Origin of the sequence: Pseudomonas sp. NY15463, from assembly GCF_048068415.1 — a bacterium.
Classification (GTDB): Bacteria; Pseudomonadota; Gammaproteobacteria; order Pseudomonadales; family Pseudomonadaceae; genus Aquipseudomonas; species Aquipseudomonas mosselii_C.
The window spans coordinates 1-18,862 of record NZ_JBLUQD010000003.1 but is presented as its reverse complement, the minus strand read 5'-3'; the positions used below and the strand labels follow the sequence as shown (position 1 = coordinate 18,862).

Annotated in this window: 17 protein-coding genes; 3 read left to right on the top strand and 14 right to left on the bottom strand. The window is 62.3% G+C overall.

Annotated elements, in window-relative coordinates:
* Positions 1 to 104: 104 nt before the first annotated feature.
* The 4 genes from ACNFIC_RS07910 to ACNFIC_RS07895 all read right to left on the bottom strand — a co-directional run bounded on the left by ACNFIC_RS07910 (position 105) and on the right by ACNFIC_RS07895 (position 5,588).
* Positions 105 to 1,511 (bottom strand): M16 family metallopeptidase, encoded by a 1,407-nt coding sequence (locus ACNFIC_RS07910; protein WP_138221613.1) that lies wholly within the window; start codon positions 1,509 to 1,511, stop codon positions 105 to 107.
* Positions 1,512 to 1,541: 30 nt separating this feature from the next.
* A complete protein-coding gene (locus ACNFIC_RS07905; RefSeq protein WP_138221612.1) occupies positions 1,542 to 3,200 on the bottom strand; it encodes a Na/Pi cotransporter family protein in 1,659 nt (552 codons plus the stop codon).
* 236 nt (positions 3,201 to 3,436) lie between these two features.
* Positions 3,437 to 4,207, bottom strand: a complete 771-nt coding sequence (locus tag ACNFIC_RS07900) for a TerC family protein (RefSeq protein WP_138221611.1) — start codon at positions 4,205 to 4,207, stop codon at positions 3,437 to 3,439.
* Between the two features lie 73 nt (positions 4,208 to 4,280).
* Positions 4,281 to 5,588: a CitMHS family transporter gene (locus ACNFIC_RS07895; RefSeq protein WP_138221610.1), complete on the bottom strand. Its 1,308-nt coding sequence runs from the start codon at positions 5,586 to 5,588 to the stop codon at positions 4,281 to 4,283.
* Between the two features lie 269 nt (positions 5,589 to 5,857).
* Between ACNFIC_RS07895 and ACNFIC_RS07890 the strand changes: the two genes are divergently transcribed.
* Entirely contained in the window at positions 5,858 to 6,259 is a 402-nt protein-coding gene (locus tag ACNFIC_RS07890; protein ID WP_138221609.1) for a GFA family protein, read from the top strand.
* Positions 6,260 to 6,387: 128 nt separating this feature from the next.
* Here ACNFIC_RS07890 and ACNFIC_RS07885 read toward each other — a convergent pair whose 3' ends face one another.
* The 10 genes from ACNFIC_RS07885 to ACNFIC_RS07840 all read right to left on the bottom strand — a co-directional run bounded on the left by ACNFIC_RS07885 (position 6,388) and on the right by ACNFIC_RS07840 (position 16,154).
* Positions 6,388 to 8,346 (bottom strand): DUF4105 domain-containing protein, encoded by a 1,959-nt coding sequence (locus tag ACNFIC_RS07885; RefSeq protein ID WP_138221608.1) that lies wholly within the window; start codon positions 8,344 to 8,346, stop codon positions 6,388 to 6,390.
* Positions 8,343 to 8,663, bottom strand: coding sequence for a DUF2388 domain-containing protein (locus ACNFIC_RS07880; protein ID WP_138221607.1), 321 nt, complete (start codon positions 8,661 to 8,663; stop codon positions 8,343 to 8,345). Before ACNFIC_RS07880 ends, ACNFIC_RS07885 begins: the two co-directional genes overlap by 4 nt.
* Positions 8,664 to 8,700: 37 nt before the next feature.
* Complete coding sequence (locus ACNFIC_RS07875; protein ID WP_138221606.1) at positions 8,701 to 8,994, bottom strand: DUF2388 domain-containing protein; 294 nt, start codon at positions 8,992 to 8,994, stop codon at positions 8,701 to 8,703.
* 87 nt (positions 8,995 to 9,081) lie between these two features.
* Positions 9,082 to 9,399, bottom strand: a complete 318-nt coding sequence (locus ACNFIC_RS07870; protein ID WP_416780657.1) for a DUF2388 domain-containing protein — start codon at positions 9,397 to 9,399, stop codon at positions 9,082 to 9,084.
* A gap of 281 nt (positions 9,400 to 9,680) precedes the next feature.
* The gene (locus tag ACNFIC_RS07865; protein WP_138221604.1) at positions 9,681 to 9,896 is read right to left on the bottom strand and encodes a DUF1127 domain-containing protein; all 216 of its coding nucleotides are present in this window, start codon (positions 9,894 to 9,896) and stop codon (positions 9,681 to 9,683) included.
* Between the two features lie 360 nt (positions 9,897 to 10,256).
* Positions 10,257 to 11,750 (bottom strand): acetyl-CoA hydrolase/transferase family protein, encoded by a 1,494-nt coding sequence (locus tag ACNFIC_RS07860; protein WP_138221603.1) that lies wholly within the window; start codon positions 11,748 to 11,750, stop codon positions 10,257 to 10,259.
* Between the two features lie 187 nt (positions 11,751 to 11,937).
* Complete coding sequence (locus ACNFIC_RS07855) at positions 11,938 to 13,374, bottom strand: NAD(P)(+) transhydrogenase (Re/Si-specific) subunit beta (protein ID WP_138221602.1); 1,437 nt, start codon at positions 13,372 to 13,374, stop codon at positions 11,938 to 11,940.
* Complete coding sequence (locus tag ACNFIC_RS07850; protein ID WP_138221601.1) at positions 13,371 to 13,691, bottom strand: NAD(P) transhydrogenase subunit alpha; 321 nt, start codon at positions 13,689 to 13,691, stop codon at positions 13,371 to 13,373. Before ACNFIC_RS07850 ends, ACNFIC_RS07855 begins: the two co-directional genes overlap by 4 nt.
* 11 nt (positions 13,692 to 13,702) lie before the next feature.
* Positions 13,703 to 14,824, bottom strand: a complete 1,122-nt coding sequence (locus ACNFIC_RS07845; RefSeq protein ID WP_138221600.1) for a Re/Si-specific NAD(P)(+) transhydrogenase subunit alpha — start codon at positions 14,822 to 14,824, stop codon at positions 13,703 to 13,705.
* A 418-nt stretch (positions 14,825 to 15,242) separates the two neighbouring features.
* A complete protein-coding gene (locus ACNFIC_RS07840) occupies positions 15,243 to 16,154 on the bottom strand; it encodes a LysR family transcriptional regulator (protein WP_416780651.1) in 912 nt (303 codons plus the stop codon).
* A gap of 163 nt (positions 16,155 to 16,317) precedes the next feature.
* Between ACNFIC_RS07840 and ACNFIC_RS07835 the strand changes: the two genes are divergently transcribed.
* Both ACNFIC_RS07835 and ACNFIC_RS07830 read left to right on the top strand, forming a co-directional pair.
* Entirely contained in the window at positions 16,318 to 17,499 is a 1,182-nt protein-coding gene (locus tag ACNFIC_RS07835; protein WP_138221598.1) for an acyl-CoA dehydrogenase, read from the top strand.
* A gap of 15 nt (positions 17,500 to 17,514) precedes the next feature.
* On the top strand, positions 17,515 to 18,735 hold the full coding sequence (locus ACNFIC_RS07830; RefSeq protein WP_416780649.1) for a CaiB/BaiF CoA transferase family protein: 1,221 nt from the start codon (positions 17,515 to 17,517) through the stop codon (positions 18,733 to 18,735).
* Positions 18,736 to 18,862: the final 127 nt, after the last annotated feature.

Below are 18,862 nucleotides of genomic sequence, written 5' to 3'. Positions count from 1 at the left end.
GCGGGTAAACCCGCTCCCACAGGTCTAGCGCAGTCCTTGAGGCACACGCAATACCTGTGGGAGCGGGTTTACCCGCGAAGAGGGCTGTACAGGATACCGCCGATTCACCGCTCCCGTGTAGCATCGCTGGGCTTGGCGGCCTTTGGGCGCCGCCAGCGGATCAGCGCGGCGGCCAGGATCAGCCCCAACACTAACGCCACCCAGCCGTACAGCTCGTCATAGCTGAGCAAGGGCTTTTCGATGCGTAGGTAGCCGGGCTGCTTCAGCAGTTCGTGCAGCGCCTGGTTGGCCTGTGTGAGGCTGACTAGGCGCATTTGACGGACCGGGTCGCTGAAGCGGCCATTGTCGTAGGCGTTGAGCGCGCCCCAGTAGTAGTCGGCCAGCGCGCTGTTGCCCTGTGTGGTCCAGCTTTCGCGCGCGATTGCTGCTTCCTTGATGCGGGCAAAGGTGTCCGGGTCTAGGCCGTGGGTGCGCAGGTGCTCGAACAGTTGGTCGAGCACGTTGAGCGCGGCGTCGAGGTCGTTGCGCTCAAGATCGGCGTTGAGGCTCAGCAGGCCGCTGTCGCCGAAGCTTTCGCGCTGCACCGAAGGGCCATACGACAGGCCGTGGCGCAGGCGCAGTTGGTCGTACAGGGCCCAATCCAGGTAGCGTGACAACAGCTCGAGGGTCTGCTCCTGGCCATCCTCGGGGGTGGGTTCGACGAACAGCCAGTGCAGTTTGACGCTGTCGCCCAGCCAGCCACGGGTCAGGTCACGGCGGTGCTCGGCTTGCTGGGTAATGCTTTCGAGGTTGCGGCGCTCCTCGGGCTCGCTGGCTGGCAGCGTGCCGAAGGTGCGCTCCAGGTAGGCGGGCAGCACGCGGTCGAGCCCACCGACCACGATCAGGCTCATGTTGTTGGCTGCATACCAGCGTTCGCGCAACTGCTGGACCTGTTCAAGGGTCATGTCGTCGAGGTCGGAGCGCTCCTTGCACTTCAGACCCAGCTCGGTCGCCAGCTGGTCGCTGGCCGGGTGGCCGACTTGCTGGCGGTCGAGCCAGCGTTGCAGGTGGCCGTAGTGGCCGCCGTCCTCGCGCTCGATGATGCGCTTGGCGGTGGCCAGGGCCTTGTCATCGATACGCGTGTCGCGCAGCAGCGCCAGTAACAGGTCGAGGACCTTGCGCTGGTTACGTGCTGGCGCCTCGATTACGAAGGTGGTGTCGGCGCTGCTGGTGAAGGCGTTCCACTCCCCGCCCAGTGCTTGCAAGCGTTCTTCCAGGCCACCCTCGCCGGTTTCGTCGATACCGCTGAATAGCAGGTGTTCGAGCAGGTGCGGCAACTCGCGCTGGTTGCAGTCGAAGTCGTCCAGGCCCACGCCGACGACCAGGCGAATCGACACATGATCGCGCTCGTAACCGGATTTTAGGATCACTTGCAGGCCATTGGGCAACAGGTAACCTTCCACCCGCGAACGGTCCAGGGCGAGGCTGGGCAGGCTGCAGATCAGCAGGCAAACGAACATCAGGCAACGCATAAGCGAGCTACGGTCTCCGGGATGCGTGGGTCAGGGCTGGCGGGCTTCGTCTGGCACACTGTCGAGCATCAGCCCGCCGGTGTCGGTTCCGCCCAGTACCACATAGGCACTGCTACAGAACAAAGAGTTCAACCGTTTCATGTCCGCAATGAGCTCCAAGTGTAGCGAACTGGTCTCGATGCTCTGCACCACTTTGCGTTGCAGGCGGCTGACATGGGCGTGGGCCAGGCGCCGCTCATGCGCTCGGAAACGACGTTTTTCCCGCAGCAGCAGGCGTGCGCTCTCGGGGTCGGCGCTGAGGAAGACGGTCAGGCCCAGGCGCAGGTTGGACAGCAGTTGCTCTTGCAGGCCGGTCAGTTCCTCCAGGCCCACCTGCGAGAACTCTCGGCGTTGCGAGGTCTTCTGCTGTTGCACCTTGCGCAGCATGCGCTCGATCAGGTCGCAGCCCAGCTTGAGATTGATGGCCAGTTCGATGATCTCGGCCCAACGCCGGTTGTCGGCCTCGCTGAGGTCTTCCCGGGGCATCTGCGCCAGATACAGCTTGATCGCGCTGTACAGTGCTTCGGCGTCCTCGCTCAGGGCACGGACTTGCTGCGGCATGGCCGTGGTGTGGCCGCGCAGGGCGCTGAGCATCGCTTCGAGCAGGCTGTCGACGATATCGCCCAGGCGCAGGGTCTCGCGTGCGGCGTTGGCCAGTGCCAGGCTTGGGGTTGCCAAGGCGGTGGCATCGAGGTGTCGGGGCTTGAGCGGGCCAGTGGTGTTGTCGCGCTCGGGCAGCAGTGTGTTGCACAGCCGGCCCATGAGGGGCACGGTGGGCAGCATGAGCAGGCAGCGCAGGGTGTTGTAGAGCAGGTGGAAGCCGATCACCAGCTCCTGCGGGCTGAAGCTCAGGCTGTCCATCCACTCCACCAGCGGGTGCAGCGCCGGGATGATCAGCACCAGGCCGATCAGCTTGTACAGCAGGCTGCCCAGCGCCACGCGGCGCCCGGCGGCATTCTGCATGCTGGTGCTGATGAACGCCAGCAGGCCACTGCCGATGTTGGCGCCCACCACCAGGCCAATGGCTACTGGCAGGCTGATCACCTCGGCGCCGGCCAGGGTCGCGGTGAGCAACACGGCGGCTAGGCTTGAATAGGACACCATGGCGAACAGTGCGCCGACCAATGCGTCGAGCAGAATGTCGCCGGTCAGCGAGGCGAACAGCACTTTCACCCCTTGTGCGTGGGTGATCGGGGCAGCGGCCTGCACGATCAGCTCCAGAGCCAGGATGATCAGCCCCAGGCCGATGGCCACGCGGCCCATCTGCCCCAGGCGGGTCTGTTTGCGCGACAGAAAGAAGATCACCCCCACGAACACCAGCAGTGGCGACAGCCAGGACAGGTCGAAGGTCAGCACCCGCGCCATCAGTGCGGTCCCCACGTCCGCTCCGAGCATGATCGCCAAGGCCGGGGTCATGGCCATCAGGCCTTGGCCGACGAATGAGGTGACCAGCATGGCAGTGGCGTTGCTGCTCTGCACAACGGCAGTGACCACGATGCCAGCGATGAACGCCAGTGGGCGTTTGTTCATGTTCTGGCTCAGCACCCGGCGCAGGTTTGAGCCATACACGCGCAGGATGCCGGTGCGCACGATATGCGTGCCCCAGACCAGCAAGGCCACGGCGGAGAGCAGGTTGAGCAAGGTCAGCATGGTCGGGCCCCCTGTGTTCTTGTGCCCCACACGGGGCCAATTGGCAATGCAGTGAGCCTGGCCCGGGGGTGGGCATCGGTTTTGTGCAGGGCTCATTCAAGCTTTAGTTGTTTTGCGTAGCTGCCGCCAGCTTGGCATGGCTGACATCTATTTGAAACAGCTGCGGGGGTGGTGCAGGCCGGGCCGAAACGACACAGGGCCCCGAAGGGCCCTGTGTTTAACCGCGGTTGCAGCGTTTACTGACCGGGAATGTCCTTGCGCAGTTTCACTGCCTCCGGCTCCTGCCCTTGTTTGCGCGCCTTGGCGGTGCGCATGCGGATGTTGATCGCTTCGACCGCCAGCGAGAACGCCATTGCGAAATAGACGTACCCCTTGGGTACATGGACATCGAAGGATTCAGCGATCAGCACCGTACCGACCACGATCAGGAACGAAAGGGCGAGCATCTTCAGCGAAGGGTGCTTGTCGATGAAGTCGCTGATGGTGCCGGCGCAGAGCATCATCACCAGGACGGCGACGATGATCGCGGCAATCATCACCGGTACGTGCGACACCATGCCCACGGCGGTGATCACCGAGTCCAGGGAGAACACGATGTCGATGATCGCGATCTGGATGATGGTGTAGAGGAATTTGCCGCCTGCGCCCTTGGGCGCGTCACTGCTTTCGTCTTCGCCTTCCAGGCCGTGGTAGATCTCTTGCGAGCTTTTCCACAGCAGGAACAGGCCGCCGAAGAACAGGATCAGATCGCGGCCGGAGATACCTTGGCCGAGCACCTCAAAGAGGTCGTCGGTCAGGCGCATGACCCAGGTGATCGACAGCAACAGCATGATCCGCGTGACCATGGCCAGGGCCAGGCCGAAGATCCGGGTGCGAGGCTGCATGTGCTTGGGCATGCGGCTGACCAGGATCGAGATCATGATGATGTTGTCGATCCCGAGCACGATCTCAAGGGCCGTGAGGGTGAAAAAGGCAACCCAGATTTCCGGGCTGGTCAGCCATTCCATGTGTATTCCTTCGAGCGGTAAAGGCCCGACACCCACGTGGAGGGGGTCGGGCGGTTGGGATGATGCGCTTGTATCAAAGACTGCTGAACAGCGGGAAGGTGCCCAGCGCCAATGCGGCGAACATTATGCACAGGCATACCAGCACTGCCCACTTGAGGGTGAAGCGCTGGTGATCGCCGAACTCGATCCCGGCCAGCGCCACCAGCAGGTAGGTGGAGGGCACCAGCGGGCTGAGCAGGTGTACCGGTTGGCCGACGATCGAGGCTCGGGCCATTTCCACCGGGGTCACGCCGTAGTGGCTGGCGAAGTCCGACAGCACTGGCAGTACGCCGTAGTAGAAGGCGTCGTTGGACATGAAGAAGGTGAACGGCATGCTGACGATGGCGGTGATGACGGCCATGTACGGGCCGAACGCCTCAGGGATGACCGCCAGCAGGCTTTTGGACATGGCCTCGACCATGCCGGTGCCGGACAGGATGCCGGTGAAGATGCCCGCCGCGAAGATCAGCCCGCTTACTGCCAGCACGCTGGACGCGTGGGCCGCGATACGATCCTTCTGCTGTTGCAGGCAGGGGTAGTTGACGATCATGGCGATACTGAAGGCGATCATGAACAGCACCGGCAGCGGCAACACGCCGGCGATCAGCGCGACCATCAGGGCGGCGGTCAGTGCGCCGTTGAACCAGATCAGCTTGGGACGGCGCGCTTCGGGGAACTGCGAGACGCTGATTTCGCTGTGGTCGATGTCGTCGGTGGGCAGGTGCAGCTCGCCCAGACGGGCGCGTTCGCGCTTGCCATACCAGTAGGCGATGGCCAGAATCGCCAGCACACCGAAGGCCATGGCCGGAATCATCGGCACGAAGATGTCCGATGGGTCCACGTGCAGGGCACTGGCGGCGCGTGCGGTCGGACCGCCCCACGGGGTCATGTTCATGACGCCGCCGGCCAGGATAATCAGGCCGGCCATGATCCGTGGGCTCATACCCAGGCGGCTGTACAGCGGCAGCATGGCCGCGCAGCAGATCATGTAGGTGGTGGCGCCGTCACCGTCCATGGACACTACCAAGGCCAGCGCGGCGGTGCCTACCGAGACTTTCAACGGATCGCCCTTGACCAGCTTGAGGATCTTGCGCACGGCCGGGTCGAACAGGCCGGAGTCGATCATCAGGGCGAAGTAGAGAATGGCGAACATCAGCATCACGCCGGTGGGCGCGAGCTTGCTGATGCCTTGCAGCATCATCGGACCGATGTCGCTGTAGAAGCCCCCGAACAGGGCGAACAGGATTGGAACCAGGATCAGCGCGATCAAGGCCGACAGGCGCTTGGTCATGATCAGGTACATGAAGGTGATGACCATGGCAAAGCCGAGGAAGGTCAGCATGGCGGTACTCCAGGCGTGGCGCGGCGAAAAGAAGAAGTATTCGGGCGAGGGTCAGCGCGTCGGGCGCTGCACGAGGAGTAAGCGGAGGGGGATAACGCAAACACGGGCACAGGAAAACATCGGTATCACCATTGTTGTTGTTGGATGGGCCGGGCTCGGAAAATTCCAGATGCCCTGGCGACCGGTCTTACGCCGGTAGTGGCGCTATCCTATGCGGGCAAGCTTTCAGCCAGCTTTCGTCCTGCGCAAGGCGACGGGAGGTCGTATCGATGCTTGAAGTGGTCGAGGGTGGGTGCCATTGCGGCGCTCTACGGTACAGGTTGCGCGGCGATTTGGGTGACGTCGCGCATTGTCATTGCTCGATCTGTCGGCGGGTCAGCGGCGGCACATTGGTGACCTGGGTGACGCTGGCGCTGAACGATTTCGAATGGCTCTGCGGGTCGCCCCAGCGGTACGTGGCGCCGGACAGTTGCAGCCGCTATTTCTGTGGCGGCTGTGGGGCGCATGTGGCGCTGGTGACCACTCACAGCCCGCAGACCATCGACGTGACAGTGGCGACGCTGGATCAGCCGCAGCGGGCGGTGCCCAAGCGGCATATCTGGGTCGGCAGCCGTTTGCCGTGGATGCGGGTGGACGAGGGCTTGCCGCAGGAGGATGAGGAACGCCTGTAGCCGGAGCCATTCGCGGGTAAACCCGCTTCCACAGGGTTGCGTGAATCCCGAATCCAGCGCAGCCCGTTCTGGCCGGTCCGGCGCGCCGGCAAGGCCGCTTCTACAGGATGGCGTTTAGAACCGTGTGGTCAGGGCAACTGCAATCCGCCCGCCGCCTTGTGCAGCGCCCTCAGGTGTTCGCCCACCTGCTTGATATTGGCCTCGACCGCCTTGATCTCCCTGCCCCGCTCCGGTCCCAGCAGCGCCCTTACCTGCTGGTCGAGAGTGGTGCTCAATTGCAGCAACTGCGCCTGACGCTCACTGCTCACCTGCTCCAGTTGCTTGCGCTCATCCGGCTGCGGCAGGCCATAGCCACCCGCCCCCAGCAGCTCAGCCGGACGGCTGAGGAAGCCACTGTTGGCCAGCATCGCCTGCAAGGTTTCGTTGGCTTTGTCGAAGCTGCCATCCTTGAGCGCCCGCTCATTCAGGTAGCGCTGTTTCACCTCGTCCTGGGCGAGCAGCAGCTGGCGGCGCAGTGCGGCCTGTTCGAGCAGCAACAACGCCGCGCTGGTACGCAGGTCGGCGCGCTCGAACCATGGGCGGCGCGCCTCGGCGTCCTGGGCCAGCCAGTCCTCAACGGCGCTCTGCTTGACCGGGAGCTGCTTTTTCAGCACCTCGAACATGGCTTGGTAGCGGTCGCGGTACGAGTCGAAGCGATAGCCCAGGCGCAGTGCTTCGCGCGGGTCATCCAGCACGCTGGTGTCGGCCAGGCCGCGACCTTTGAGCACTTCTAGCAGACCATTGGGCATGATCGCGTCGAGGTCGTTCAGGCGCGGGTTAGCGCTGCCACTGCGCAGTAACTTGAGCGATTCCACCGCGCAGTTGTTGGACAGGAAGTAGTAGTTGCCGTCGTAGCTCCAGTGCATCTCGGCTGCTTGGCGTACCAGGTTCTCGATCTCGCTGCGGCTGAGCTTGAGGGGCACCGAGGCCAGGCTACGCAGTTCGGTCTTGGTGTATTCGTCGATCACCTGCCCCAGTGGCAACACGAACAGCCGCGATGGGTAGGCGCCGGTGAGGCCGTCCCAGCTGGACAGCTGTACGTCGTTGACGAAGGCGCGGTACGACAGCACCAGGCTTTGGTCCAGGTCCAGGCGGCAGTCTGGGCCCCGCGGGCGGCCGGGGGCGCAGATGACCAGGCGCAGCATGCTGTGGCCCCAGCGGCTGACCCAGTTCTGGTTGGCTTCGGCCAGCAAGTAGTCAACTTGGTAGACGCGCTCGGGGTCGATTTCGCCCAGCGGTTGGCGGGCGAAGTCGTTGCCGGCGTTGAGAAACGGCAAGCCCTTGGCGCACGTATCCTGTTGCGGCGCCCAGCCGAAGTGGTCACGTAGGTATTGATTGAGCGCCGGTCGGCGGCAGGCGTAGCTCGGGTCGAGGAGGAAATACTCCATGTTGACCGCGATGAATTCCTTCGGGCTGCTCAACTCGTAGGCGTCGGGGCTGCGCACCCTTTGGCCGTTGTGCTGTTCGCGCTCGCCGCGGCGGCCCACGTACTGCGGCCAGCCGGCAAGGTCGAGCAGACGCGGATCGTCGCTCAGGGTGAAGCGGCGCTCGGCCTCGCCTCGACAGTCCTGAGGCAGGCCTACCTTGCCTAGGGTGTCCTGCTGGCGCTTGCAGCGGCTGATCAGTTGGCGCTCGGCGCTCGGCCACAGGCGGGCACGGTCGTAGATATGGGTCAGTTCATGCAGGACCGTGGCCAGCAGTTCCTCGCGCACGGTGCCGTGGGGGCGGCCGGTCTTTTCGCGGGCAGCACTGCCATCGACCAGGCTGGGTAGCAAGCGGCGATTGAGGTCCAGGGTCGAGACAGGGGTCGCCTGTCCGTAGGCATCCTCGGGCATGTGCGCGGACCAGCTGACCAGCACCTGGCGGTCGAGGGCCTGCTTGAAGCGGGGTGGCAGCTTGGCCATGGCTTCATCGAGCAATACTTGGGTGGCTTGTCGTTGCGCAGGGTCGAGGCTGTCGGCCTGCAGCGTCAGCTGCAGGTCGGCCAGGGCGGGCGTGCCAAGCAGCGTCAGGACGCAGCCTAGCAGCCAGGCACGCACGCGCTTCACAGAGCGAGAATGGCTTCGGCCAGCACCTGGTCGCTGGCGTCACGGGCCTCGGGTACGCGGGCGCGCAGGGTGTCGAACGCGGCTTCGAGCTGCGCGCCACGGATGTCACCGTCGCTGGCAACGAAGCTGGCGGCGTCATCGTGGGCCTCGCGTACCACTTTCGAGTCGCGGATCGAGGTGGTGGTGTCGGAGGTGAAATCGATCGAACGGCCAAAGGCACGGACGATGATGTTGCTGGTGGCCACCAAGGTGTGTGCCTGAGCCAAGTCAGCCAGCAGCAACATGCCGAGGGTGGCGGCGATCAGCGGTTTACGCATGGAGCATCTCCAAAAGATACGAAGGAGTCAGAGGTATTCATTGGACGAGAATTGCCTCGGCCAGTTCAAGATCGCCGACAGCATGACAGGCGCGCTGTTCACGCAGCGAAATCAGCGCCGCTTGCAGGCGTGCACCCCGAATCATGCCATCGGTGGCGACGAACGCGGCAGCATCGTCACGGGCGGCGGCGACGACCTTGCGATCGAATGGTGCGGTGGTCACCTGGCTGGTGACGTAGCCAGTGACAACGAGGCTCTGGGTGGTGACATCCATGGCATGGGCGCTCCCAACACCGGCCAAGGCGAACAGCAAAGGCGGTAAATAACGCATAGGCTCTCGGGTGGTCGTGGTTTCGGGCAGCGAAGGCTACCCCGGATGCACGGGCCAGGGCTAGTGAATCCGGGCGCGAGGCTTGTGTTAGAGCGTCAGGATAGCGCGTGCCAGTTGCGTGTCGCTGGCTTGCAGGTCGGGCAGTTGCTGGCGAATGTGAACGAAGGCACTTTCCAGTTTGGCACCGCGAATGGCGCCTTCGCTGCCAACGAAGCTGGCGGCATCGTCGCGAGCGGCCTGGACGATCTTGTCGTCGCGCAACGACGAGGTCACGTCCGAGGTGGCGTCAGTGGTCGCGGCAAGCGCACCGACCACGGCGTCGGTGGTGACCACGAAGCTGGTGGCGTGAGCCGCGCCGGTCAGCGACAGCAGCAACGCGGCGCCAAGCAGATGATTACGGGACATGGTTGGAACTCCTGCGCAGGTCTGTGTCTGTGTGTTACGGGCTCGGTACGGATGGGCGTGGCCAGGCGTGTATGACAAGCGTAACACGTGCCGGTTCGCCCCTCTGCAGTGAGCAGGGATGACAAAACGTAACTGTTACTGTCATTTAATAGATTTACAAAACTGTAATGGTCGCGGCCTGGACCGCTCTATTGTGCGGCATACAAACAAAAAACCCGTCGCAGTCACCTGCGACGGGTTCTTGTGAATTCGCGGTTGCGGCCTGGGCCGCAGACCGGTGCTTAGCGCCAGAAAGGCTTGCTCAGCTCTTCGTAACGCTGCGACTCGCTGATACCGGCGTCAGCCAGCAGGCGGGCGTCCAGACGGGCCAGTTGACGACGGCTGGCCATGCGGCGCTGCCACAGCAGCAGGGTCGACAGGGCGCGCAGCGGCAGCGAGGCGTTGGAAGCTTGGGCGTTGCTTTCGAAAACCAGACCGGAACTGAGGGTACGTTCCATGATTGACATCCTTCCGCTTATGGCGGGATTAGGTAGTGATTTAACTGGTGCCCATCTTCCTCCTCCGCTGTCCATAACAGTAGATACAGTTCAACAGTAATACGCTCACTCAGTTAACTGTGTAATGCCGCTGTTGCACTCAAAATTGGCTAAACTGTACTGGTCTGCACCAATAGTGTGCATTTTGACGTGAAGACTCCTTCGCCCTGTTCGGTAGGGCGAGGATTTACCAGTACAGTAGAACAGTTATTTGATCTTGGTGTGTCGGTCCAAACGCATCGCGGGGCAGACCCGCTCTCACATGACCTGGTAGGGTGTTTGTGGGAGCGGGTCTGCCCCGCGATTGAGTCGCTTACAGGATCAGCTGGCCAACATGCGCCCGCTTTCTTCCAGGTTCTCGTGCCAGCTCAAGGCCTCGCGCAAGATGTGCGGAGTGTGGCCGCCGCGCTGGCAGGCACGCTCGAAGTAGTCGTTGAGGGCCGCGCGATAGTCCGGGTGTACACAGTTGTCGATGATTACCCGCGCGCGTTCCCGCGGTGCCAGCCCGCGCAGGTCGGCCAGGCCCACCTCGGTCACCAGGATGTCGACATCGTGTTCGGTGTGGTCCACGTGACTGACCATCGGCACCACGCTGGAAATCGCACCGCCCTTGGCGATCGACTTGGTGACGAAGATGGCCAAGTGCGCGTTGCGGGCGAAGTCGCCCGAGCCGCCGATGCCGTTCATCATCCTGGTACCGCAGACGTGTGTGGAGTTGACGTTGCCATAAATGTCGAACTCCAGTGCGGTGTTGATGCCGATGATACCCAGGCGACGTACCACTTCAGGGTGGTTGGAGATTTCCTGCGGGCGCAGTACCAGCTTGTCTTTGTAGCGCTCCAGGTTGCCGAACACATCGGCGTTGCGCCGGCTCGACAGGGTGATCGAGCTGCCCGAGGCGAAGCTCAGTTTGCCCGCGTCAATCAGGTCGAAGGTCGAGTCCTGCAGCACTTCGGAGTACATGGTCAGGTCTTCGAACGGTGACTCGATCAGACCGCACATCACCGCGTTGGCGATGCTGCCGATACCGGCTTGCAGTGGGCCGAGCTTGTTGGTCATGCGCCCGGCCTCCACTTCGCGCTTGAAGAAGGCGATCAGGTGGTCGGCAATGCCTTGGGTTTCGTGGTCAGGCGGCAGCACGGTGGACGGCGAGTCCGGCTGGTCGCTGATGACGATGCCGACGATCTTGGCCGGATCGATCGGGATGGCAGTGCTGCCGATGCGATCGTCCACCTTAACCAGCGGGATTGGCGTACGGGTCGGGCGGTAGGTCGGGATATAGATGTCGTGCAGGCCTTCGAGGTTGGTGTTGTGCGACAGGTTGATTTCGACGATGACCTGCTTGGCGAAGATCGCGAAACTGGCCGAGTTGCCGACCGAGGTGGTCGGCACGATATGGCCTTGCTCGGTAATGGCCACCGCTTCGATCACCGCGATGTCCGGCAGGGTGAGCTGTTTGTTGCGCAACTGCTCGACGGTTTCCGACAGGTGCTGGTCGATGAACATCACCTGGCCATCGTTGATGGCCTTGCGCAGGGTGCTGTCGACCTGGAAGGGCATGCGGCGGGCCAGTACGCCGGCCTCGGTCAGTTGCTTGTCCAGATCGTTGCCCAGGCTGGCGCCGGTCATCAGGCTGATCTTCAGCGGCGACTGTTTAGCACGCTCGGCCAGTGCGTGTGGCACGGCCTTGGCTTCGCCGGCGCGGGTGAAACCGCTCATGCCGACGGTCATGCCGTCCTGGATCAGTCCAGCGGCATCAGCCGCACTCATTACCTTGCTGTGCAGGGAGGACAAGCGGATACGATCACGGTACATGGATTGTTATCTCGGGCTACTGAGGCTACTGGGAGCGCAGTCTAGAGATTTCGCCCGATGCCGTCCCGCGACCATGGTCGTATGCCAGGGCCGGAAGTAGAGCCGTTGATCTGGATCAAGCCAATCAAAAGGCCCCCGCGGAATAACTCCTCGGGGGCCTTATGCGCTTCTTTATATAGGGGTGGTGTTATTCCACGGCCTTGACCATGTCTTCGATGACTTTTTTCGCGTCGCCGAACACCATCATGGTCTTGTCCAGGTAGAACAGCTCGTTATCCAGGCCCGCATAGCCACTGGCCATGGAGCGCTTGTTGACGATGATGGTCTTGGCCTTGAACGCTTCGAGGATCGGCATGCCGGCGATCGGCGATTTGGGATCGTTCTTGGCTGCCGGGTTGACGACGTCGTTGGCACCCAGGACCAGTACCACATCGGCCTGGCCGAACTCGGCGTTGATGTCTTCCATCTCGAACACCTGGTCGTACGGCACCTCGGCTTCGGCCAGCAGCACGTTCATGTGCCCAGGCATGCGCCCCGCCACCGGATGGATCGCGTACTTCACGGTCACGCCGTTGTGGGTCAGCTTCTCGGTCAGTTCCTTGAGTGCATGCTGGGCGCGTGCCACCGCCAAGCCGTAACCGGGGACGATGATTACGCTGTCGGCGTTGCTCAACAGGAAGGTGGCATCGTCGGCTGAGCCGGACTTCACTGGGCGCTGCTCTTTCGTACCTTGTGTTGTGCCAGTATCGGTATCGCCACCAAAGCCGCCGAGGATCACGTTGAAGAACGAGCGGTTCATCGCCTTGCACATGATGTACGAGAGGATCGCACCGGACGAACCGACCAACGAACCTGCGATGATCAGCATCGAGTTGTTCAGCGAGAAGCCGATACCGGCCGCTGCCCAGCCCGAGTAGCTGTTGAGCATGGAGACCACCACCGGCATGTCGGCGCCGCCGATTGGGATGATGATCAGTACGCCCATGATGAAGGCCAGCACCAGCATCAGGGTGAACGCGCTGTAGTGGCCAGTGAAGGTGAACAGCAGCCCCAGGGCGATGGTGGCCAAGCCCAGGATCAGATTCAGTTTGTGCTGACCGACGAACTGTACCGGTGCGCCTTGGAACAGGCGGAACTTGTACTTGCCCGACAGCTTGCCGAACGCGATCACCGAGCCGGAGAAGGTAATGGCACCAATCGCCGCGCCGAGGAACAGCTCCAGACGGTTACCGGTCGGGATCGGATCGCTGATGGTGGCCACGATGCCCATCGACTGTGGCTCTAGCACCGCCGCGATGGCGATGAATACCGCCGCCAGGCCGATCATGCTGTGCATGAATGCGACCAGCTCGGGCATCTTGGTCATCTCGACACGCTTGGCCATGATCGAGCCGGCAGTACCGCCGACCAGCAGGCCGACGATCACGTAGCCGATGCCGGCGGTCGCCAGCTCAGCCCCGAGTTTGTAGATCAGGCCTACCGTGGTGAGGATGGCGATCCCCATGCCAAGCATGCCGAACAGGTTGCCGCGCCGCGAGGTGGTCGGGTGCGACAGGCCCTTGAGCGCCTGGATGAAGCAGACCGAAGCGACCAGGTACAGAAGTGTTACCAGATTCATGCTCATGCTGACTTCTGCGCCTCGTTCTTGGTTTTCTTCTTGAACATCTCAAGCATGCGGCGGGTGACGAGGAAGCCACCGAACACATTGACTGCGGCCAGTGCCACGGCCAGGGTGCCCATCAGCTTGCCTGCCGGGGTGACGGTCAGCGCGGCCGCCAGCATGGCGCCGACGATGACGATCGCCGAGATGGCGTTGGTCACGGCCATCAGCGGGGTGTGCAGGGCCGGGGTGACGTTCCATACCACGTGGTAGCCGACATAGATGGCGAGCACGAAGATGATCAGGTTATAGATGCCGTGGGAAATCAGCATGTCTTCCATTGTCGTGCTCCTCAGCCGTTTTTGCGCACGACTTGGCCGTCGCGGCACATCAGGCACGCGGCGACAATGTCGTCTTCGAGGTTGATGGTCAGTGCGCCGTCCTTGTCGAACAGCAGCTTCATGAAGTCCAGCAGGTTGCGTGCGTACAGCGCCGATGCATCGGCACTCACCTGGGCGGGCAGGTTGGTCGGCCCTACGATGATCACGCCATTGGTTTGAACCACCTGGTCGGCGACGGTCAGCGGGCAGTTGCCGCCTTGGGCAGCAGCCAGATCGATGACCACCGAACCGGGCTTCATCTGTGCGACGGTTTCGGCGCTGAGCAAAGTGGGGGCCTTGCGTCCTGGGATCAGTGCGGTGGTGATGACAATGTCGGCCTGCTTGGCGCGCTCGTGCACGGCCTGCGCTTGACGCTGCATCCAGCTGGCCGGCATCGGCCGGGCATAGCCGCCCACCCCTTCGGCGCAGGCGCGTTCTTCATCGGTCTCGTAGGGCACATCGATGAACTTGGCGCCTAGGGACTCGATCTGCTCCTTCACCGCCGGGCGTACATCCGACGCTTCGATCACCGCGCCCAGGCGCTTCGCCGTGGCGATGGCCTGCAGGCCAGCGACACCGGCGCCCAGAATCAGCACGCGGGCTGCCTTCACCGTGCCGGCAGCGGTCATCAGCATGGGCATGAAGCGCGGATAGTGATGGGCCGCCAGCAGCACGGCTTTATAGCCGGCAATGTTGGCCTGGGACGACAGCACGTCGAGGCTTTGGGCCCGCGATGTACGTGGCGCGGCCTCCAGGGCGAAGGCAGTGATACCTCGCTCGGCCATCTTGCCGATCAGTTCGCTGTTGAACGGGTTGAGCATGCCCACCAGCAGGCTGCCGCGGTTGATAAGGGCAAGCTCCTGATCGTTGGGCGCGACCACCTTGAGCACCAACTGCGCGCCGAAGGCATCGGCCGCTTCGCCCAGTTTCGCGCCAACGGCTTCGAAGGCCGTGTCCGGGATGCTGGCATTGAGCCCAGCGCCCCGTTGCACGGTGACCTGATGGCCCTGGCCTATCAGTTTCTTGAGGGTTTCCGGGGTCGCGGCGACCCTTGTCTCACCGGTCTGCGTCTCGAGAGGAACACCAATGTGCACGACTTTGTCTCCTGCGGTGACCTTTTGTCTTTATAAAAACCCGCGCACTTCGGAAGGTGCAGCTGGGCGGTCGTAGAGCACGACCCCGCCGGATCCCGGCCGGGGGAGGCATTTTGCAGACGAACCCAAGGGCCTTCAACCGGTTCTGAAGCGATACGAACTCAAAACTACAAGTCATCCTGTGACCGTATGTCGCAACTGACGGCTAGAAACCCTTCAAGGACGCGCTATTTCGAGGTTAGGAGGAATTTTGAAAATTTTTTGCCGATGATCGTTAGTAGCGTGGTGAATGTCGCAAAATACGCTGCAAAACCGCGCGGCTGCTAGGGTTGATCGAGTTTTTCGTGTCATTGGTACAGATTACGAATTGGCGACAAATACGTATATCTGTAGGTGTTTAGAATAATTGACTACCGGGTCAGATCTGTCGTTTCTCAAGCGCCGTGTACTGTTGCGCCTGTGCCACCAGCCAGTCTCGGAAGGCCCGCAGCGAGGCGGATTCCACCTTCCGCTCGGGAATCATCAGATGGTAGGCCTTGTCGCTGGACAGGGCATGCCTGTTTGCGACCACCAGCCTGCCCTCTTCCAACTCGCGCTGGATCAGGAACGGTGGGATCAGTGCTATGCCCATCTCGTGCATGGCCGCTTGGGCCAGCATTGAAAACAGTTCGTAGCGAGGGCCGGTCAAATCGCGCTCAACGCTCATGCCCTGCCCGCCGAACCATTGTCGCCAGGCGTAAGGGCGTGTGGTCTGCTGCAGTAACGGCAACTCGGCAATCCGCTTGGCCTCAAGTCTATCTTGGCCGCCCAGCAAGGCTGGGCTGCACACCGGCAGCGGGTTCTCGCCCATCAGGCGATGGGCCTGGGTGCCCGACCAGTCGGCATCGCCGAAGTAGATGGCGGCATCGAACGGAGTATCGGCGAACAGGAAAGGTCGCGTGCGGTTGGTGAGGTTGACCGTGACCTCCGGGTGGCGCCGCTGGAAGTCCTTGAGCCTGGGCAAAAGCCATTGAGTGCCGAAGGTTGGCACTACCGCCAGCTCTATCACGTTCGCGCCCTGCTGGCGCATGACCGATAGCGTGTCGCGCTCCACGGCATCGAGCTGCGCCGAGACCTGGCGGCTATAGGACAGGCCCGCTTCGGTCAGCTTCACGCCACGGCGCGAGCGCCGGAACAGTTCCACGTTGAGGAACGCTTCCAGGCCACCGATCTGCCGACAGACCGCGCCTTGGGTAAGGGCCAGTTCATGGGCAGCCTTGGTGAAGCTCTCGTGGCGTGCCGCCGCTTCGAAGCAAACCAGGGCTGTGGTGCTCGGGATCTTACGGCGCATGTACGTCGACCTCACTAGTTAGTCAGCAGACTTGGCGTTTGGCTGATTACGAAGTGAGAAAATATCACTAAAGCGTGCGCAATCCTCGTTTGTCGTGCCGACGGTTCGGGCCTAGGATCAATCCAACGCCACCCTTCCCTGCCCGACTTCGAGGTTTCTGCACATGGCCGGTAAAGCAAGCTTCAACTGGATCGATCCCCTGCTGCTCGACCAGCAGCTCACTGAAGAGGAGCGCATGGTGCGTGACAGCGCTTTCCAATTCGCCCAGGACAAGCTGGCTCCGCGTGTGCTGGAGGCGTTCCGTCATGAGCAGACCGACCCTGCGATCTTCCGCGAAATGGGCGAAGTGGGTCTGTTGGGTGCGACCATCCCCGAGCAGTACGGCGGTAGTGGCTTGAACTATGTGTGCTACGGGCTGATTGCGCGCGAGGTGGAGCGCATCGACTCGGGCTACCGCTCGATGATGAGCGTGCAGTCTTCATTGGTGATGGTGCCGATCAACACATTCGGCAGCGAAGCACAGAAGCAGAAGTATCTGCCCAAGCTGGCCACCGGGGAGTGGATTGGTTGCTTCGGCTTGACCGAGCCCAACCACGGTTCCGATCCAGGTTCGATGATTACCCGTGCGCGCAAGGTCGAGGGTGGCTATCGCCTGACGGGCGCCAAGATGTGGATCACCAACAGTCCGATCGCCGATGTGTTCGTGGTCTGGGCCAAGGATGACGCAGGCGATATTCGCGGCTTCATCCTGGAAAAAGGCTGGCAAGGGCTCAGCGCCCCGGCGATTCACGGCAAGGTTGGCCTGCGCGCCTCGATCACCGGCGAAATCGTCATGGACAACGTATTCGTGCCCGAAGAGAACATCTTCCCGCAGGTGCGTGGCCTCAAGGGGCCGTTCACTTGCCTCAACTCCGCCCGCTACGGCATTTCCTGGGGTGCGTTGGGGGCGGCCGAAGCCTGCTGGCACACGGCTCGCCAGTACACGTTGGATCGCCAGCAGTTTGGCCGGCCGTTGGCAGCCAACCAGCTGATTCAGAAGAAGCTCGCTGACATGCAGACCGAAATCACCTTGGGCTTGCAGGGTTGCCTGCGCCTCGGGCGGATGAAGGATGAAGGCACCGCTGCCGTTGAGATCACCTCCATCATGAAGCGCAATTCGTGCGGCAAGGCCCTGGATATCGCTCGCATGGCGCGTGACATGCTCGGTGGCAATGGCATCTCCGACGAATTCGGCGTGGCGCGTCACTTGGTCAACCTTGAAGTGGTCAACACTTATGAAGGCACCCATGACGTGCATGCGCTGATCCTTGGGCGTGCGCAAACCGGCATCCAGGCGTTCTATTAATAGAGGAGCCAGGCCATGGGTGCGCTTTCCCATCTGCGGGTGCTGGATCTTTCACGGGTGCTGGCCGGGCCGTGGTCGGGGCAGATCCTCGCTGATCTTGGGGCGGACGTGATCAAGGTCGAGCGTCCAGGCTCGGGGGATGATACCCGCGCTTGGGGGCCGCCCTTCCTCAAGGACGCCGCGGGGGAAAATACCAGTGAGGCGGCTTATTACCTGTCGGCCAATCGCAACAAGCGTTCGGTGACCATCGATTTCACCCAGCCCGAGGGGCAGCGCCTTGTGCGTGAGCTAGCGGCCAAGTCGGATGTGGTGATCGAGAACTTCAAGGTAGGTGGCTTGGCGGGCTATGGGCTGGACTATGAAAGCCTGAAGGCGATGAACCCGAAGCTTGTGTACTGCTCGATTACCGGCTTCGGTCAGACCGGGCCATATGCCAAGCGGGCGGGGTACGACTTCATGATCCAGGGGCTGGGTGGGCTGATGAGCCTGACTGGACGCCCGGAGGGTGAAGACGGTGCAGGACCTGTGAAGGTAGGTGTCGCATTGACCGACATCCTGACGGGCCTTTATTCCACGGTGGCGATACTGGCTGCCCTCGCCCACCGTGACCAGGCGGGGATTGGCCAACACATCGACATGGCGTTGCTGGATGTTCAGGTGGCATGCCTCGCCAATCAGGCGATGAACTACCTCACCACAGGAGTCTCGCCTCGTCGCCTGGGGAATGCGCATCCCAACATCGTGCCTTATCAGGACTTTCCCACGGCGGATGGGGATTTCATCCTCACCGTTGGTAATGATGGGCAGTTCCGAAAGTTCGCCGAGGTGGCCGGTCAGCCGCAGTGGGCGGATGATCCGCGCTTCGCGACCAATAAGCAGCGAGTGGCGCACCGTGCTGAGCTCATCCCATTGATTCGCCAGGCGACAGTGTTCAAGACCACGGCCGAATGGGTGAGTGCGTTGGAGCAGGCTGGTGTGCCTTGTGGTCCGATCAACGATCTGGCGCAGATGTTCCAGGATCCGCAGGTGCTCGCCCGTGGGTTGGCGGTGAATATTCCCCACCCGCTCGCCGGGAGCGTCCCGCAGGTGGCTAGCCCGATCAGGCTATCGCAGACGCCGGTGGAGTATCGGCAGGGGCCGCCGTTGCTGGGCGAGCACACCGAGGCGGTGCTCGGCGAAGTGCTGGGGCTGAGTGCCGAGGCTGTGCAGCGGCTGCGTGGGGCGGGTGTGCTCTGACGCTTCTCTCTATATAAAGCGGGGAGGCCGACAGGCCTCCCCGCTTTGTTTTTCGGCGATATTAAGGTTTTTTGAAAATAAGGGTTGACGGGGTTTCAGATCCCCTTATAATGCGCCCCACTTCCAG

Coding starts and splice junctions, on each gene's coding strand:
- ACNFIC_RS07910 (WP_138221613.1), bottom strand. CDS start 1,511: ATGCGTTGCCTGATGTTCGTTTGCCTGCTGATCTGCAGCCTGCCCAGC.
- ACNFIC_RS07905 (WP_138221612.1), bottom strand. CDS start 3,200: ATGCTGACCTTGCTCAACCTGCTCTCCGCCGTGGCCTTGCTGGTCTGG.
- ACNFIC_RS07900 (WP_138221611.1), bottom strand. CDS start 4,207: ATGGAATGGCTGACCAGCCCGGAAATCTGGGTTGCCTTTTTCACCCTC.
- ACNFIC_RS07895 (WP_138221610.1), bottom strand. CDS start 5,588: ATGCTGACCTTCCTCGGCTTTGCCATGGTCATCACCTTCATGTACCTG.
- ACNFIC_RS07890 (WP_138221609.1), top strand. CDS start 5,858: ATGCTTGAAGTGGTCGAGGGTGGGTGCCATTGCGGCGCTCTACGGTAC.
- ACNFIC_RS07880 (WP_138221607.1), bottom strand. CDS start 8,663: ATGCGTAAACCGCTGATCGCCGCCACCCTCGGCATGTTGCTGCTGGCT.
- ACNFIC_RS07875 (WP_138221606.1), bottom strand. CDS start 8,994: ATGCGTTATTTACCGCCTTTGCTGTTCGCCTTGGCCGGTGTTGGGAGC.
- ACNFIC_RS07870 (WP_416780657.1), bottom strand. CDS start 9,399: ATGTCCCGTAATCATCTGCTTGGCGCCGCGTTGCTGCTGTCGCTGACC.
- ACNFIC_RS07865 (WP_138221604.1), bottom strand. CDS start 9,896: ATGGAACGTACCCTCAGTTCCGGTCTGGTTTTCGAAAGCAACGCCCAA.
- ACNFIC_RS07860 (WP_138221603.1), bottom strand. CDS start 11,750: ATGTACCGTGATCGTATCCGCTTGTCCTCCCTGCACAGCAAGGTAATG.
- ACNFIC_RS07855 (WP_138221602.1), bottom strand. CDS start 13,374: ATGAGCATGAATCTGGTAACACTTCTGTACCTGGTCGCTTCGGTCTGC.
- ACNFIC_RS07850 (WP_138221601.1), bottom strand. CDS start 13,691: ATGGAAGACATGCTGATTTCCCACGGCATCTATAACCTGATCATCTTC.
- ACNFIC_RS07840 (WP_416780651.1), bottom strand. CDS start 16,154: ATGCGCCGTAAGATCCCGAGCACCACAGCCCTGGTTTGCTTCGAAGCG.
- ACNFIC_RS07835 (WP_138221598.1), top strand. CDS start 16,318: ATGGCCGGTAAAGCAAGCTTCAACTGGATCGATCCCCTGCTGCTCGAC.
- ACNFIC_RS07830 (WP_416780649.1), top strand. CDS start 17,515: ATGGGTGCGCTTTCCCATCTGCGGGTGCTGGATCTTTCACGGGTGCTG.